The organism is Methanolobus vulcani, from assembly GCF_006546655.1.
Classification (GTDB): domain Archaea; phylum Halobacteriota; class Methanosarcinia; order Methanosarcinales; family Methanosarcinaceae; genus Methanolobus; species Methanolobus vulcani_A.
The window spans coordinates 219,129-235,823 of sequence record NZ_VIAQ01000020.1 but is presented as its reverse complement, the minus strand read 5'-3'; the positions used below and the strand labels follow the sequence as shown (position 1 = coordinate 235,823).

General features: G+C 36.3%; 11 protein-coding genes. 9 read left to right on the top strand and 2 right to left on the bottom strand.

Going from position 1 to position 16,695, the window contains the following annotated elements; genetic code table 11:
* The 3 genes from FKV42_RS13955 to FKV42_RS13945 all read left to right on the top strand — a co-directional run.
* Nucleotides 1-462: formylglycine-generating enzyme family protein (locus FKV42_RS13955; RefSeq protein ID WP_154810906.1), on the top strand; the 462-nt coding region annotated here is incomplete at its 5' end.
* A gap of 61 nt (nucleotides 463-523) precedes the next feature.
* Nucleotides 524-1,294, top strand: a complete 771-nt coding sequence (locus tag FKV42_RS13950) for an ATP-binding protein (RefSeq protein WP_154810905.1) — start codon at nucleotides 524-526, stop codon at nucleotides 1,292-1,294.
* Between the two features lie 8 nt (nucleotides 1,295-1,302).
* Nucleotides 1,303-1,668: a cupin domain-containing protein gene (locus FKV42_RS13945; RefSeq protein ID WP_154810904.1), complete on the top strand. Its 366-nt coding sequence runs from the start codon at nucleotides 1,303-1,305 to the stop codon at nucleotides 1,666-1,668.
* A 36-nt stretch (nucleotides 1,669-1,704) separates the two neighbouring features.
* Here FKV42_RS13945 and FKV42_RS13940 read toward each other — a convergent pair whose 3' ends face one another.
* Nucleotides 1,705-3,057 carry a tripartite tricarboxylate transporter permease gene (locus FKV42_RS13940; protein WP_154810903.1) on the bottom strand — a complete coding sequence of 451 codons (1,353 nt, stop codon included), beginning with the start codon at nucleotides 3,055-3,057 and terminating at the stop codon, nucleotides 1,705-1,707.
* 188 nt (nucleotides 3,058-3,245) lie between these two features.
* Between FKV42_RS13940 and FKV42_RS13935 the strand changes: the two genes are divergently transcribed.
* Entirely contained in the window at nucleotides 3,246-4,568 is a 1,323-nt protein-coding gene (locus FKV42_RS13935; protein ID WP_154810902.1) for a tyrosine-type recombinase/integrase, read from the top strand.
* Nucleotides 4,569-4,835: 267 nt separating this feature from the next.
* Nucleotides 4,836-5,198: an aminoacyl-tRNA hydrolase gene (gene pth2, locus FKV42_RS13930; RefSeq protein WP_230375741.1), complete on the top strand. Its 363-nt coding sequence runs from the start codon at nucleotides 4,836-4,838 to the stop codon at nucleotides 5,196-5,198.
* A gap of 473 nt (nucleotides 5,199-5,671) precedes the next feature.
* On the opposite strand, the gene FKV42_RS13925 is transcribed toward pth2, so the two are convergent.
* Complete coding sequence (locus FKV42_RS13925; protein ID WP_154810900.1) at nucleotides 5,672-7,165, bottom strand: ATP-binding protein; 1,494 nt, start codon at nucleotides 7,163-7,165, stop codon at nucleotides 5,672-5,674.
* A 394-nt stretch (nucleotides 7,166-7,559) separates the two neighbouring features.
* On the opposite strand from FKV42_RS13925, the gene drmA reads away from it, so the two are divergent.
* Genes drmA through FKV42_RS13905 form a run of 4 tightly spaced genes read left to right on the top strand, consistent with a single transcriptional unit; the run spans nucleotide 7,560 to nucleotide 16,663 of the window.
* A complete protein-coding gene (gene drmA / locus FKV42_RS13920) occupies nucleotides 7,560-11,369 on the top strand; it encodes a DISARM system helicase DrmA (RefSeq protein WP_154810899.1) in 3,810 nt (1,269 codons plus the stop codon).
* A gap of 2 nt (nucleotides 11,370-11,371) precedes the next feature.
* Nucleotides 11,372-13,159 carry a DUF1998 domain-containing protein gene (drmB, locus tag FKV42_RS13915; protein ID WP_154810898.1) on the top strand — a complete coding sequence of 596 codons (1,788 nt, stop codon included), beginning with the start codon at nucleotides 11,372-11,374 and terminating at the stop codon, nucleotides 13,157-13,159.
* A gap of 1 nt (nucleotide 13,160) precedes the next feature.
* A complete protein-coding gene (locus FKV42_RS13910) occupies nucleotides 13,161-13,628 on the top strand; it encodes a phospholipase D-like domain-containing protein (RefSeq protein WP_154810897.1) in 468 nt (155 codons plus the stop codon).
* Entirely contained in the window at nucleotides 13,625-16,663 is a 3,039-nt protein-coding gene (locus FKV42_RS13905) for a hypothetical protein (protein ID WP_154810896.1), read from the top strand. Before FKV42_RS13910 ends, FKV42_RS13905 begins: the two co-directional genes overlap by 4 nt.
* The last annotated feature ends 32 nt before the right edge of the window (nucleotides 16,664-16,695 follow it).

The following is a 16,695-nucleotide window of genomic DNA, read 5'->3' as shown; positions in this document are numbered from 1 at the left end:
CTTCACGGCTTAGAGTTAAATGAGCTTGAAAATACTGACGAATACCGCCTCCCAACAGAAGCAGAATGGGAATACGCATGTAAAGCCGGAAATAACACCGATTTTTCATTTACAAATGAAGCAACAGATATGGATGAGTATGGCTGGTCTGATTCTTACGGATGGTGTGCCATAAACGCAAATGGAACAACTCATTTTGTGGGTGAAAAGAAAGCAAATGCATGGGGACTTTACGACATGCATGGTAATGTCTGGGAATGGATTCAGGACAACTGGCACGACAACTATGAGAATGCTCCTGCCGATGGAACTGCATGGGAAGAGGAAAACAGTAGTAACCGTGTGGGAAAAGGTGGAAGCTGGATGGATGGACCTAATTATTGTAAAAGTGCTTTCCGTGGCAGCCTTGATGCTGATAGCACATCCTATGTGCTTGGATTCAGGATTGTAAAGGATATATGAAGTTCTTGTCTTACTTTCTGTAACCGGAAAATATAATTCACATAAATCCTCAGTTCAGAGTATGGTCAAAATTGCAGTCACAGGAAAAGGCGGAGTTGGTAAGACAACACTATCCGGCACTCTGGCAAGAATGCTGGCAAGGGACGGTTATGATGTGCTTGCCATTGATGCTGATGCCGATATGAATCTGGCTTCAGCTCTGGGAATAAAGAACGCTCCCAAACCACTTACCGATTACAAGGACCTCATTGAAGAGAGAGCCGGTGAAAAAGGCGGTATGTTCAAGTTCAACCCGAAAGTCGATGATGTTGTGAATAGGTTCGGTGTTGTTGGCCCTGATAATGTCAAAATGCTTGTAATGGGAACCGTGGAAAGAGGTGGAAGTGGTTGCATGTGTCCTGCTTCAGCATTCCTGAAAGCCTTCCTGAGACATGTGGTGCTCAAGGACAGCAGCGCTGTAATTCTTGACATGGAAGCAGGTATCGAGCACCTTGGAAGAGGAACCACACGTGGAATTGACCTTATGATAATTGTTGTGGAACCTGGTATGCGCTCCATTGAGACCGCCCAGAGAATTAAAGATCTCTCTGAAGGTATCGATATCAAGCACCTTGCTGCAATCATCAACAAAGGAACTTCAGCAAACATTAAACCAAAACTTGAGGAAATGGGAATCCCGGTACTTGGACAGATACCATATGACCCGGACCTTGTGGAAGCGGACTTCAATGGCCTTTCGCCGATCGATGTCGGAGGAAAATGGGTGGATTCTGTCACCGAAATTAAGAATCATATACTTGAGATGATATCAGGTTTTGAGAAAAAGGAATAGGCGATCATATGCCGATAATGAGTTCCTGTGACGATGTTGAAGCTTATGTTACAAAAGACGGTTCAATTATTAGAGAACTAATGCATCCGCAGGTTCATGGCAACTCCTCCCAGAGCCTTGCAGAAGCCAGAGTAGCACCTGGCAGTTCCACACTTTTACATCGCCATAATGTAACCGAAGAGATATACCACATTCTTGGAGGCATGGGATTACTTACTCTTGGAGACGGGCTAATTGAAGTAAAAGCCGGTGATTCAGTCTGTATTTCGCCAGGAACATTACATAGTATCAAAAACACAGGAGAGAATGAACTCAGAATTCTCTGCTGCTGTTCTCCTGCATATTCTCATGATGATACTGAACTGGCTGAATAATAGGATCTTCTTTTTCACTTTGTTCGGCCTTTTGAATTAGATGAAGTAAAGGATCACCGGCAATATAATTACGCCCATTGCGTGTGATTTCCGAATTCCCATAAATGAAGGCAGCATTCCTATAGGGGTTGCTATCAGAAATACCAGCAAGCCAAAAAAACCAGTGAATGCAAGACACATCGCAAACAGAAGGGTAAGTACAGCATAACAGAGTATAGAATAATCAAACCCATAGAGCAATCGGTGAATATTGTCCCCTAAAAAGATTGTGGAATAATAAGACAGTATTGCGGTCAATGAGATAGCAAAGAGAAATAGGACAACTAGTGGAGGATTAAGGTCGATGCCCCCCAGTAGTTCATTTATAGCTACCATGGCGCCACTGCGAGTCTTACCGATTACGGCCAGAGCCAGCAGACCAAAAATTGCATTACAGGTGTTCACACCTGAAATAGAAACTATGAATTCCTTTGCTGAATCAGTTACACTGTCTATTGAATCATCAGTGCCTGATGCAGCACCCTGATCCCTGTCAAAATCCTCTTTTATGAAAAGACGTGCAAACACCGTTGCAATAGATGAGGATACTCCCGGCAGCCATGCTACCATGGAGCCGGAAGTTCCACCCACTACAATTCCCCGGATTATTCTTTTTCTTTCAAGTTCCATTCTGGATTTGAACTGGAAAGGAATCAAGGGATGGGACATCAGACTAATGACAAGTTGTGATGAACCAAAAAGACCACTCAAGAGAGGAAGTAGTATTGAAGGTTCACCTATTGACAGAAATGGGTGCATGAGGCTTTCTTTATCGAATGCAAAGACACCAAGAAGTCCACAGAGCATGAATACAATAAATGCGCTTAGAGGATACCTTATCCTTTGTAGAGAGCCTTCTTTTCCAGAGTCGCCTTTTTCAGTAAACACCATGATCAAAACCACAAGGATCAAGACCCAGGCAATGTACTCCTGAATGATAGGATAAACGTAACTAAATGCCATAGAAAGCGGATATGCTGTAATAAGAGCCAGAGCTACCGAGCCTGCGCTTCCAAGAGCAGACAGGCGTATTGCTTCTGCTCCCCGGCCTTCAAGCAATAGTGTATGTCCTGGCAATACTGCCAGAGCCATATCACCTCCAGGAGCACCTAGAAATATAGCTGGAATTATGTCATGAAAAGTATGCGAGAGAGAATTTGCCAGAATCATTGCTGCTATGCAAACGAGTGGCAGGCCGTGCTCGGACAACACCGGAGAGAATGCAAGCAATACCAATGCGAAATTGTTGGTGTGTATACCAGGGATTAGGCCTGAAATCACACCAAGAAGATAACCTGCAAACACTGATAATAGGAAAGTGAATAGGGATACTTCTGTTACCGGGACCATCTGAATTTTCCTGAACGTTTTTGCTCAGGAATATTTGATTAATACTTAATTTTTGTGTTTTAAATCTAAAATATATTTGTAATTATAAGAGATTGATAATTATTAGAGGGAGTAGAATTGCCAGGACAATTTTATATAAGAAATTTCGGTTTATACCCGATATTCTCGATCTTAGGAAGATCGGTAATATGAAAGTGAATGAAATAAAGAATGACCCTGCTATTCGCAGGCTTTTCCGCATACGTGGAATTAAGTCTGAAAATACCATTAATCTATATATTAGTGCTTTTGTGTTGTTCGCAGAATTTACAGGTTTCTCTCCTTCTAAAATTCTGGAGATTGCACAAAGTGAATATGATGAAGGAATAAAACCACATATGATGTCTCATTTCGAGTTGATAGGAAGCTTCAGAGAATATTTGGAAAAATCAACTAGTAATCGAAAAGCACCTTATGCGCCATCTTCCATTAAGTGCTACGTAGACAGAATTAAATCATTCTTTACAACGTATTATTTGCCTGTTCCTGCAACCATCCGCAGTGTTGAAGTACGTGCAAAACCAAGAATAGAAAACCAAAAGTTACCAAATCGTGAACTTATTCTAAAGACAATTAAGATTGCATCAATACGAGACAAAGCCATTATTTTGGTAGGAGTTTCGTCGGGTCTTGCTGCATCAGATATCTGCACCCTTACTGTTAAGGATTTTATGGAAGGGTATGATCCTGCAACAGAGATTACAACATTGTCTTTGAGAAGACAGAAAACACAGATTGATTTCACTACTTTCTTATCTCCAGAAGCATCACGAGCTGTGAAAACATATCTAATGACGAGGGAATCAGCATGCTTAAAGAGTAAGATGATGAATGATGTAATGAAGGTGATCCCCGAAAGCCCACTATTCATAAAAAATAAAAACTTCTATAAGTACTTGTACAGCAAGAAAGAGCAAGATCGTGCATTGAATGCATACTCGCTCAGTAAGAATATTTATCCTCCTATTTCAAAAAGGATAGAAGGGCCTATAAAGCCTGGCACTTTTCGTTTGATACGTAGCCACAACATGAGGAAATACTTCAGCACAACACTAAGGAATGCTGGGGTCGATGGGGACGTCATCGAACATATGATGGGGCATACATTAGGTGAAGTGAAACAGGCTTATATCAAGTATGATCCTGAATTCTTGAAGAAGGTCTATATGAAGAACTATCTTGCTCTCCTTATTGATGAGAGGGCAGATGCTTCAAGTTCTCCTGAATTCAAGGCTTTAAAGGAAGAGAACAAGGAACTCAGTGACAAAAATGATGCAAACCGTTCACTAGCATACCAATATAAGGGACGTGTTGCAGAGTTAGAAGAGGTAAATGAAGAGCTTGCTAAGTCTAATGACACACAGAGTAAGCTGATGAATGCGTTTATGAGCGACCCTTCTATACGTGACCTTATGAGCAAGATTATGAAGCAAACTGAAGCACAGGATGAGGAAAAAGAGAACGAAGAATGATAATCAATTGATGAGTGTATTTATAGACAGGAGTTGATTGATAAAAATCATTATCCTTTTTTCTTTTTTGAAGGGAATAAGAGAAACAACAATCAATTATTTGATGAAATAAGAAACCTAAAACGTTGCTTCAAAAATGTTTGGTAAATATTTCCTACATGTCACATATTCCAAAGCAATAAAAACAATATCTTACTGGTATACCAATTTGTCGTGCTAAGCAGAATTTGTAAATAATTGTGAGCGTATTAATAAAAAGTGAAAGACATGTGGGAGTATAAACAAGTAATAGTGATACCTGAAGATGTAGAGATGTCTCCCGGGAAACTTGGAGTTCAAGTTGCCCATGCATCTATAACTCCAATCCTTAAAAATCTGAATCGTTTCGATGAGATAAAAGAATGGTTCGATGATGGAAAGCAACAAAAGAAAGTTGTTCTGAAGATCAAGAACCGAAGCAAATTATTGAATTTCAGAGACAAAGCAACTGATGAAGGATATATTTGTGAAGTAATACGAGACGCCGGGAGGACAGAAGTAGAACCTGGTACAATAACAGCATTGGGTTTTTTCCCCATGAAAAGTGAAGATATTGATAAATTAACAAAAAAACTAAGTTTATTCTCATGAACATCAGCAGAATACAAGCTATCGTATTTTGTATCGAATAGGAATCTAAAATCAATACTTGTGATTTTAATGTACTTAGTTCTACTCGAAACAGTGTTAAATCAATTATTCTATTCAACATATTTTCTACATGAATAAAGGAAAATAGCAGAATATATACAGTCTTTTGATAAATGTCAATGGCAGTTACTTTTCTCCACTTGTTATTCTATACTCATGCCTATATTGTACTGTCACTAAAATTTAATGAGAAATACCGGCGTGGTGTCGGTATTTACGCCGGGATATAGTACTGTTATTAAAATTTAATGAGAAATACCGGCGTGGTGCCGGTATTTACGCCGGGATATAGTACTATCATTAAAATTTAATGAGAAATACCGGTTTGGTGTCGGTATTTACGCCGGGATATAGTACTGTTATTAAAATTTAATTAGGAATGCCGGCGTGAACTCTAATAGTTATCAATATATTTATTTTACCTTGTACCTTGTTGCTGGTCCCTTGCCAATCTTTTCTAATAATCCAATTTCAATGAATCTATTCAATTGTCTTTGTGTTGCTCTTGAAGTTATATTGAATGCTTTTGTACAATCATTTGATGTGACTATTCTTTTCTTAGCAATAAAGTCCCATCTCTTCAACTCTTCAGCAGACAATTCATTTACTAATTCAGGAGCGTATCCTCTAATAATCTCTTCACTATTCAAATAGATCGTTAAGGTAAGATATAAGTCATCATATGAATACTGAGGACTTGGTAAGTTATATTCTGCAGGCATTGTCTCAAATGATTTCATTCCCAATCCTCTTTCTTCAGCCAAAGCCATTTGAGAGAACACATAATGTAACTTAGGATTACGACTTAACATTGGAGCTTTGAATTCTTTAAGTTGATCAAGAGTAATTGGTGCTACTGGTCCCCCTGGACTTTTAATTACTATTGTATTTGGAGTGATAATTAAATGACATTTAGCTCCATCAATATCATAGTCTCGATGAACTAGTGCATTTACTACAGCTTCTCTGATAAGTTCAAATGGAAAATTCTGCTGTTGTCTTTCCATACTACTCCGATCAATAACATTGGGTAACTTGTTTTTCATCCATTCTTCAACTTTACCAGGAATCAAAACTAATGGGTCATTAAAATCTTCAGTTCCCTCTTTTCCACTTGGATAATGGATTGTTCCTAATAACCCTGCCTGTGAATATGTCTTTCGAGGATCCTCTCCAAATAAAAGTAATCCAAACCCAGTAGGATTAAACGCACCATCCTCTTTCTCTTCCAAAATACCCATTTCAACAAGTTCCTTGTAAAATGCAGGAGACTCCACGTCACTTTTAAATCCAATTGCTTTTTTATACATTTCCAATGCACTTTTTGACAATTTAGACAAAGGTACAGATAAAGGCAAATCCAACTTCGAAATAGATGAATCAATATCCTCGTTTACTTGTTTCTCTTTAGCTCTCTCTTCTGCTTGTAAAATGAAATCATTATTTATTTCAAGAATTTTCTCTTGGAGATCACGATCAAACATTTTAACCGTAACACCATGATTCTGTAGATACTTCATTCCTTTATGATTTACTGTTGGATCCGGATCTTCGATTCCTATCCACACTTCTTTTATTCGAGCATTGACTATCCTTTCAGCACAACTTAATTTTGGATGGTTTCTTGCCCCTGGAGCACATGGTTCAAGAGTTGCAAACAGAACTGATCCATCTAACTTCTCGCTCCTATTCTTTCGCTCAATAAGAGTATATTCGGCATGGTCACCTTCTCGCAATTCTCCCCGGCAAGCTGTATTTTTTTCTCCATTTGGTTTTACTAAAACTGCACCAACTAATGGACTCTTTTTCCCATCAATTCGAGGTTCATGAATTGTATTTTCCATGACACTAACCGCTAACTCCATCATTTTACGTGGATCGAACTTTGTTTTTTTCTCAGAGACCATGGTTCTTATTATAAGTAATTCTTGTTAAATAATTTTGCCAGATTGATATTATTACTTATTAATAGAGTAATATGAACTTTGTAAAATACCTATTAAAATCAACATCTTTTGAATGGTATTGGTAATTATCATCTATTATATTATTACTTCAAATAATTATATATTTAAATCATGAATCAAGTATTGAGGATTCTGCATATCTAATTTTCATCTAAAGTACTGTGATTTATTTTCCAAATATATTTGATTATTATATCATGTAACTCTCCTACTACTCAAAAATTTATTATATATCAATTATAATGTTTTAAGCATGATTAAATAATAAATATTTTATATGTTTTGACTTCATTATTTATTGCATATTATTATAGGTAATTTAAGAGGTGAGTAAGTGAGGGATATTTTTATAGAAGAGTTAATGAAAGAGGTTCTTGGTCCAAGGTATGGTCCTGAAGAAGTACTTATTGGTACAAGTCCATATAATGAATACTTAACAGGAGTCATTATTCCAAAAAACTGCAAAAAAGTAGAGACATCTCCGGAATCGGAAATGATTTCTTCCGAGGAAGCATGCTCTGAATCAGAAGATGACAATTCTTCAGATGATCCAATATCTATACTTCCAACTGAACTTGACCCACGAATGAAACCCAAATCTTTTGGAATATCTTTTTTGATTAAGGGGCAAAATCCTGTAATTGATGTTTGCGTAACTTGGGGGAGATACAAAGATGTAAGTATTTCTGAAGATAGCGCATCCAATGATAGTAGTATACACAAAGCTGATAAATGGAAACGAAAACCTTTCATGAAGATACTGAATATTAATTTGTCGAGTGCTGCTGAAGGTAACGAAACTGTTTATGATGAAGAAGACGGACAAATACATCTAAATATCAAGAAAATTCAGTCAAATGGAACCTTGCATGTAGTTTTAAGTCTTATTAATGATTTAAAAATTAAAGAATGCACAGGGGATGCAATTGTTCAAGCTTCAATTTACCAGCCGTCTTTACGTGTAAATCTCGGAGAAGGATGTAGTCTGGAATCAATGGAGAATTCGAATGAAGATGATATTTTGGCTTTTATATATCGAGAGAATCCCATACTTTCCCGAGGCCATATGTGTTCTGCAATATGGAAAGCAATTGATTACCAAGAACAGTTTGAGATTGAGAAATTATGGCCTGATGGATACTTTTTCGATGATTGTGCTGTATTCTACAATTGTGCTGTAAGAAGCGAATTTATACCGTTATATCCTAACTCTGCACCTAACTTTACCTGGGATGAATCAATTTTTGATGTTAGTCCTGAATTATCTGCTCTCAAATTGTCTGAAATGTGGGAAAGTACAGATATTGATGCATATCTATCTCCTCTTGTAGAAGCTTACAGCTTATGGATTCAAAAGAATGAAAGTTCTATTGGCAAGTACGATGAAAAAAGTGCTGTATTTGTTCAAAAATTAGTTGACAAACAAAAATTATCATTAATTCGTCTGAAGTCCGGGATTGAGTGTCTTAAGAACAATAAAAATGCTCTTTTATCATTCTGCTTTGCAAACAAAACAATTTGGCTTCAAAATCTCTGGAAAAAGAAAAGAAAATACAGTGATGACGATGTTGACTTTAGATGGAGACCTTTTCAGCTTGCATTTTTCCTGATTAATATTGAATCTCTCTATTCACAGAACTCAGAATATAGAAATCATCTTGATCTACTATGGGTTCCTACCGGAGGAGGTAAAACAGAATCTTATCTTGCGATGATGGCATTTGTAATTGCTCTGAGACGTATAAATGCAAAAGATAATGATAAAAATATAAATGACATTACAGGTGCAGGAACTGCTGTAATTACACGTTATACTCTTCGTTTATTAACAGTACAGCAATTCCGTCGTACACTACTAATGGTTACAGCGGCAGAGTATTTACGTATCTTCAACAATAATGGAGCTATTGGTTGGAGGCCGGAAAAATGTTCATTTTCAGAGAACTGGTTGTATGGTTCTACAATATTTTCAGTTGGAATGTGGGTTGGAGGTAGTGTATCACCCAATCATCTACGAGGGGATTATGGTGCAGTAACTGCCTTAACAAAAGGTGATGTTGATGGGGAACCTGCACAAGTTGTCAAGTGTCCTGTATGTGGAGAATGGCTTGCAATTCCCCGGTCTGGTTTGCCTGTAGGGGCAAATAAACTTCATTTAATTGTAAAATCCAAAAGAACTATTAGTGACCTGCAGAATGCTACAATTAAATTAAAAGACCCTATTAAAACTGTAAATTTTTCGCAGGGAGGGCTTCTGCCAGGATACTATACACTTTTACTAACGGTTGATAGTACACGTAAAATTGATGAAAATGAGATTGATGAACTTGTGTGTGAAATGGAAAAAAGTCTTGATATAGAGGTAAAATCATTCCGAGCATCAAGACCTGGATATTTCCCTATAGATTCTGAGCCCGGAAGAAAAAAAGAACAACCAATTGATTTTGAAATATTCTGTACTAATCCTGAATGTGATTTAAATAAAGGAGTAAATCATAAAGAAGGGGTACCATTTACATTATTAACTACAGAAGATGAGCAGTTACCCGATGGTCTCTTTTTGAAAAAGAGGAAAACTCCTTTTTTACCAGAATCACGTATTCCTATTCCTGCATACACAGTTGATGAACAGATATATTCCCGATGTCCGACAGTTGTTGTCAGTACTGCAGACAAAATTGCACGGCTTGCCTTTGAACCCAGAGCTGCATCACTGTTTGGAAATATAACAAATTACAATATTTTTTATGGTTATTATCGTAAGGATATTTTCCCAAAAGAGATTCTCAAGTCTGCTACAAATAACAAATATTGCCTCGAAATAAAATCGTTTGGACCTCCTGAATTGATTGTGCAGGACGAATTGCATCTAATGGATGGACCGCTGGGAAGTATGTTTGGTTTATATGAATCAGTTGTTGACGGCCTTATTCGCAAAGCAGGCGGTAAACCAAAATATATAGCTTCTTCTGCAACAGTTAATCAGGCAGAAAAACAGGTTATGTCTTTATTTAATAGACCATTGTCTCAGTTCCCTGCATATGGTCTTTCTTTTAAAGACAGTTTTTTCGTAACTCTGCCGGAGTTCTCTGATGGATGGGATGAAAACCGACCCGGAAGAGTTTACATGGGAATATATGCACCCGGAATGGGACCTTTAACCCCTCTTGTAAGAATATGGTCAAGATTACTTAAAACCGGACATGATAATCTTTCAAAAAGAGAGATAATAAACTACTGGACACTTGTAGGGTATTTTAACTCTCTGAGAGAGCTTGGAGGAAACCGGGCACTTTACAGAGAAGACATAATAGAACGGCTTGCTCATATATCTGAAAATTTACCTCTACGAAGTACTGATGATGATAAGGCTGTTGAGTTGTCAAGTAGGATTGATTCAACTGATATCCCGCAGATATTGGAAGAACTTGAAAACGGAGGACAAAACCAGAATGTGAATGAAAATCCTGATGCAATTTTCACAACATCAATGTTCGGAACAGGTGTGGATATTCCACATCTTTCATTAATGGTTGTTAATGGACAGCCAAAAACAACATCACAGTATATTCAGGCTACAGGAAGAGTGGGAAGAGAACATGGAGCACTTGCTGTTACATTCTACAAAGCAGGTCGTCCAAGAGATTTAAGTCATTATGAAATCTTTGGAGGATACCATCACAGAGTAAATCTGGAAGTAGAACCGGCTTCAGTTTCGCCGTTCGCAGATGGGTGTATGGCGAAAGCCGCAGGGCCTGCAATAGTCTCTTTCTTAAGAAATATGTCTGAATCTATTGTGGAATGGGCTTCTGAATCAGGTGATGCTATAAGAAATTCCGATGCAATTAAAGATTTCGAAGAATTTATCATGTGCTGTCTGGATGACCGTCTGCAACCAGAAGAAAGAGATAAAATTATTAGATATTTTAAATCCGAGTTTGAAAAATGGGAGAATACATCAAAAAAGCTTGATATTGAAGGACAAGATTTAGTGTATAATGAGTACAGACCTTATCAGAAACCAGAGAAAAATGTTGTTTTGAGTGATCCTGCTCATGAAAGAATTGAGCACCTTACAAAAGTTTATAAAAATGCACCACAATCGTTGAGAGAAATAGAGGAAACAACATCTTTTGAGGTGTGAATATGAAAAGAGATTTCCAGCATATCAGCAGGTCTCAATTCGTGCTGACTTATGGTCCAGGGGCAATAATTGAGACAAAAAATGGACCACGAATAATTCCAATAATGCAATATGGTCTTGATGCCAAATATTTCAGCAAAGATGTTTTTGAAAGCTTTGAAATTGCTGAAACACGACTGTCCAGAATTATCCAACAATCATCCGATAAATGTCATAGAATTGTGGCACTACCTACAAATGCAGGTCTTAAGATACCAAGCAATTCAAGAATATATTCTACATATGTGTTCCCTGCCTGGAAAGTTTGTTATGGAAGAAAGGCAAACCATAGACCTTTGTTATACAATGGTCCTAAATGTCCTCTGTGTAAAACAGATGAAGAATCCTCAGCAACAAGATTTGTTTCGGCATGCTCTGAAGGACACCTGGATGAAGTTAACTGGCAATATGCGGTGCATGGGAAAAACAAGTGTAATCCACCCTATTATTATTGGAAAGCTAATGGTAGTTCTCTTTCAGATATTATTGTAGAATGTCCACAATGTAAATCCAAGAAAACGATGAAGGAAATCTATTCTCTGCAATTTTTCTGTACAGGCAGAAATCCAGAAAAAGAAGCACCAGCTTCAAAATATCCTCCATTTTACACCAGTCCGAATAGAACTAAGAACTGTGAACATAAGATGAAAATAATACAAAGGCAATCAACATCATTGCGTGTGTCTGAAACTATGACACTTCTTACAATTCCAGAATTTGATGATCCTATTTCCCGCAGGCTTCAGAAAAACGAAGTATCAATGGCACTTGACATGATTATGATATCTGCAAATTTGGAACAATTGACAATTCCAGATTTTATTGAACTCCTTTCAAAACTGCTTCAAAATAGAACAAATGACGAGGTTATTTCGACTCTTACAGATGAAATAAAAAAATGTGGAGTTTTGGAGTTCTTGAATTTATATCGTCGTCTTAAAGCAGAAGATCAGACATTTATGGATTTAATGTATGAAGAATTTGAATCACTTCGTTCAGCAAGTGGAAAAGTTACAGATAACTTTTCGATGTCTTCTCCAAAATACATTATACCTGATTCATCTTATGTACCTGAATTGCAGGTTTCTGCAGTGAACAAAATCAGAACTGTCACAGTACAATTAGGCTACACCAGGTTGGTCAATCTTAATGAAAACCAAGATCCTGGAATAGTATATTCAGGTGAATTTTTACCACCTAATGAGATCTGGCATCCGGGTTATGAAGGTTTTGGAGAAGGTATTTTCATTACATTTAAAAATGGAAAACTGCCTGACATCAGTTCTAAGTCTGCATATTCCAAATGGAAAATGTATAAGAATTCCGGTTATGAGCAAAAAAGCAACTGGTCTGATGTGACATTTGAACCTGGATTTGTATGGCTTCATACTCTGTCTCATGCAATTATTCTGTCATTGTCTGCTTACACGGGTTATTCCGCAGCTTCATTGAGGGAGCGCGTTTACATATCCCGTGACGGATCAAATGGTGGTATTCTAATATACAATACATCTCCCGGTGATGATAGTGGAATGGGAGGTCTTGCAGGAACCGTAGATTCCTTTTCAGACATAATCAATGGTGCTATTGATAATCTTTTGATCTGTTCAAATGATCCTCTATGCATTGATGTAGATAAATCTTCAGAAAGTATTAATGGTTCAGCTTGTTACAGTTGTCTTCTTATTTCAGAAACATCTTGTGAACACAGAAATCTCTGGCTTGATCGTCATATTGTAATTGGTAACTGATATGAAAGCAGAAATTGTTCCAGTGGCTACAGGAGAAAAATGGGTTGGCTCAGGTGTCAGATCATTTAAGTCAGTTATTCGTGAGCTAATTTCTACAGCATCAAATGAACTGGTTATGACGGTTTATGTTTTAACAAGTTCTGACATTGTCAACGATCTTCAGAAAGCACTCGAGAGAGGCATCAATGTTGAGATTTATTTGTATGCGGAAGGAATAGAAAAGGAGAACGACAAAGTCCAGACAATAATTCGTTTACAGGATGAGTATGAGTATCTACACATATATAAGATACAAAACGATATGCTTCATGCAAAGGTTCTGGTTGCTGACGGAGTAAAAGTTATTTCCGGTTCAGCAAATTTTACACTTAGCGGAATGACCAAAAATTATGAACTTGGTTTTCTTGTTAGTGACCCCGATATTGCAATGAAAATTCTAACACTTATAAAGAGGTTAAAATCAAAATGAGGTCATATTACTATCATGGGATTACCTGTCCCGACTGTCATGAGCCTCATGTAAGTGGGCAGGCAATTGAAACTATTAATGAAAAAACCTTTAGGTGCATTTCATGTGGTGCAAAATTCCATAAATATATTGATGTCCAATCATCTGACCTATTTCCTAAAACAATTAACCATGTTATAAGTAAGGAAGGAGATAACGCGGCAAATTATCTTTCCAATCTTCCTTTACTATGGAAAATAGAACCAAATATTATCGAACAGGAATATATTGATTTTTTCTCAACTGAAAAAAAAGGTTTTTACTTTATAACATGGCCATGGCGTGATGTACGCTTTATTCCGTTAATGGTTTTTGAATATTTACTAACAAATCCTGATAAAAAAGCAGTTGTAATAGGAAACTACACATGTGATGATAATACGGAAGTAGAATTGTTTCCTTCATCTCCTGCAGTATTCAACAATCTCTCTTTTTTGAAGGATTTTGATGAAGTAGATCGTGATGTTAAAAGAGAAATGAGGAAATTCACCGATAAACTTGTTTTTGAGAAGGAAAAAGTGGTTGAAATCAAATACCGAAACATAGGTTCAAATGATCAAATTTCTCCTCGACTGTGCTACCATACATTGCGAAAATGTAAAAATAAAATTTTGAATGAAGATAGTGAGTTTGGAGACAGTCTTTTAAGAAATATCTCTGAACACAAACTAGGACGTGATCCTGTTGTGGAAACAATTAACGAAAAAGGTGCGTGGGATGTTTCTCTTTATGAACAGGAACGATGGACTGGTTCTCTTCAATATAACAAGGTATGGTTATGGGAAGTTCTTTTTAATTCAACAAATTTACATGCCTGTAAATCATTAGTTCGATCTCATTTCTATAGAGAGATTGCTGACGATATTTACAATAGTTCCTCACATAGAAATATCAGACTTAATTTTTTGCCATCTGAACCTTATCTTGATAAAACGTTAGATTTAGTAGAGGAATTATCTCCGGATATTCTTATAATTGAAAATATGGATGAAATTATTTCCGACTCCCGATTTGGAGGAGAAAGAAGTAAAGTGCTACTTAATTTCCTGCATAATCATTCAGTTAAAACAATTATTATGTTTTCAACTGATCCTGATATGCGCCAATTTTACAAAATACATGATGATGAAACAATTTTCCAAGATATCGATGTAATTGTCCACACATGGGATTCTCAACATATTCTTAATAACTTGCCTGCGGGAAATGAGTCTAAATATCCTAATCCGGTATCATCAGGTACTAACCAGATAATTTGCGAAAATATGGAAAGGATAAATCCTGAATATCTGATTTTGGATTCCTATAACTCAGCAACAGAAAATATAGATAAATATCTATTAAATTTGAGCAATGATCATCGAAATGATTTGATTTTTTATTTTAACAGATTATTCTCCACACCTTTGGATTTAAAAGGTGACTATAGTGATTCAGAAATTTTAATGGTAAAAAGGAAAGGTGATAACTATCTTACCTATGACAATGTCATAAGCAGACTTTATACGTTGGTTGATCAAAACACATTTCAGTCAATTAACTCAACTTTAAATGAAATTTTTCAACTAAATTCTCTTGAACAAACAAATCCTCTTAGAGACAAAATATTATCATTTACTAAAACCATTCTTGAATCTGCAGATGATTGGTGTTTTACAGTAGTCGTTCTTTCCTATGAAGTAAAAGGAACAGAGCTTCTTTTCAAGAAAACATGGTCCACAGAAGATTCATTATCTACACACATATCTTTTTGTGATTGGAACAATTTAAAAGCGCATGAAAATAATGTACCAGACGGGTATAAGCACTGTATCATTTCAACTTGCTATCCTAGTTTGAACTATCGTCTGAATTCATCTAATGCTGACAGGTTAGTATTTATTGGAAACGAAAAAGCTATTGATAATATAAAGTACATTATAGAAAAAAGGCTCCTTGAAATAAATGCCTATCCTCTTATTAACCCAGATGAAGATCTCGACTGTCCTGATTTATTGCGTGAATTGTTTAATCTAGTGGACATTCCTGACAAAGAACAATTTACAAGGGTTACTGAAAGTTTGATAGAAGATGCAAGATTTATAATGCCATATTCTGAAACTGTATCTTCCGAAAGAATGGCAGGAACTTCAGATGATTTCACAACCCACTTGAAGATAAATACTGGGGAGGCTGCAATACTTTGTATAGATGCACAAAACAGAGGATTATTTCTTCCATTGAATAGTAACATATTGATAAGAGCTAATGAGACATTACAGGAATTCATAGTAGATGATACTTTTTCAATAAATAAACTGAAAAAAACTCTCATTGATAATGAAATAGTACTGGGCAAGTCTGGACTTTATATCTCTTTCAAATCCATTTTTTTCCGTTTTATGATTAAATTTGGTGACAAATTACACTTTCAGAGGGGACCTTTTGAATGGTATAGCTTCAAGAACCTATATAACGATTCAGTTTACTGGAATACACTTCTTGAAAGAGCAGTTAATGAATATGCCAAAATTAATCATGTTACTTTACATCAATCACGGAATCATGTTGCAAAAAAACTTGCAGAATCAGAAATTACAGCTGTAAATCCTGATTATATTATAGGTTGGTGGACTAACTATGAAGAGCTAACTCTTGATTGTGAAACATATAATTTGTACAAAATAGAACATCCTTTTACTCCAAATGATATGAGAATTATTTTTTCGGTTGTAAAAAGTCTATGTCCGGAACTTGTAAATGACTTGCAAATTGCAGATCGATCCTATGCTGCTGCTATTACACTTCAAAACCTTCGCAGAAACGCATTAAAAAGAAAAGATCAAAATGTTGATGTAAAGTACTATAGTATTTATTCAAGACTTGAGAGAGAGCTCATGCAGATTGTAAGAAATGCGGAACTATTCAGAGTTAATAATGTTCATATAATAAATGTATCCTGTGATGTAGAAGGGCTAAAAATATTTGATGAATATACTGATTATATTAGTAAATAAACAATTGAATTAAGTAATGCTTTCTACATAAA

Excerpts from the sequence above, each read along its gene's own strand:
- FKV42_RS13950 (WP_154810905.1), top strand. The coding sequence starts at position 524 with ATGGTCAAAATTGCAGTCACAGGAAAAGGCGGAGTTGGTAAGACAACA.
- FKV42_RS13945 (WP_154810904.1), top strand. The coding sequence starts at position 1,303 with ATGCCGATAATGAGTTCCTGTGACGATGTTGAAGCTTATGTTACAAAA.
- FKV42_RS13940 (WP_154810903.1), bottom strand. The coding sequence starts at position 3,057 with ATGGTCCCGGTAACAGAAGTATCCCTATTCACTTTCCTATTATCAGTG.
- FKV42_RS13935 (WP_154810902.1), top strand. The coding sequence starts at position 3,246 with ATGAAAGTGAATGAAATAAAGAATGACCCTGCTATTCGCAGGCTTTTC.
- pth2 (WP_230375741.1), top strand. The coding sequence starts at position 4,836 with ATGTGGGAGTATAAACAAGTAATAGTGATACCTGAAGATGTAGAGATG.
- FKV42_RS13925 (WP_154810900.1), bottom strand. The coding sequence starts at position 7,165 with ATGGTCTCTGAGAAAAAAACAAAGTTCGATCCACGTAAAATGATGGAG.
- drmB (WP_154810898.1), top strand. The coding sequence starts at position 11,372 with ATGAAAAGAGATTTCCAGCATATCAGCAGGTCTCAATTCGTGCTGACT.
- FKV42_RS13910 (WP_154810897.1), top strand. The coding sequence starts at position 13,161 with ATGAAAGCAGAAATTGTTCCAGTGGCTACAGGAGAAAAATGGGTTGGC.
- FKV42_RS13905 (WP_154810896.1), top strand. The coding sequence starts at position 13,625 with ATGAGGTCATATTACTATCATGGGATTACCTGTCCCGACTGTCATGAG.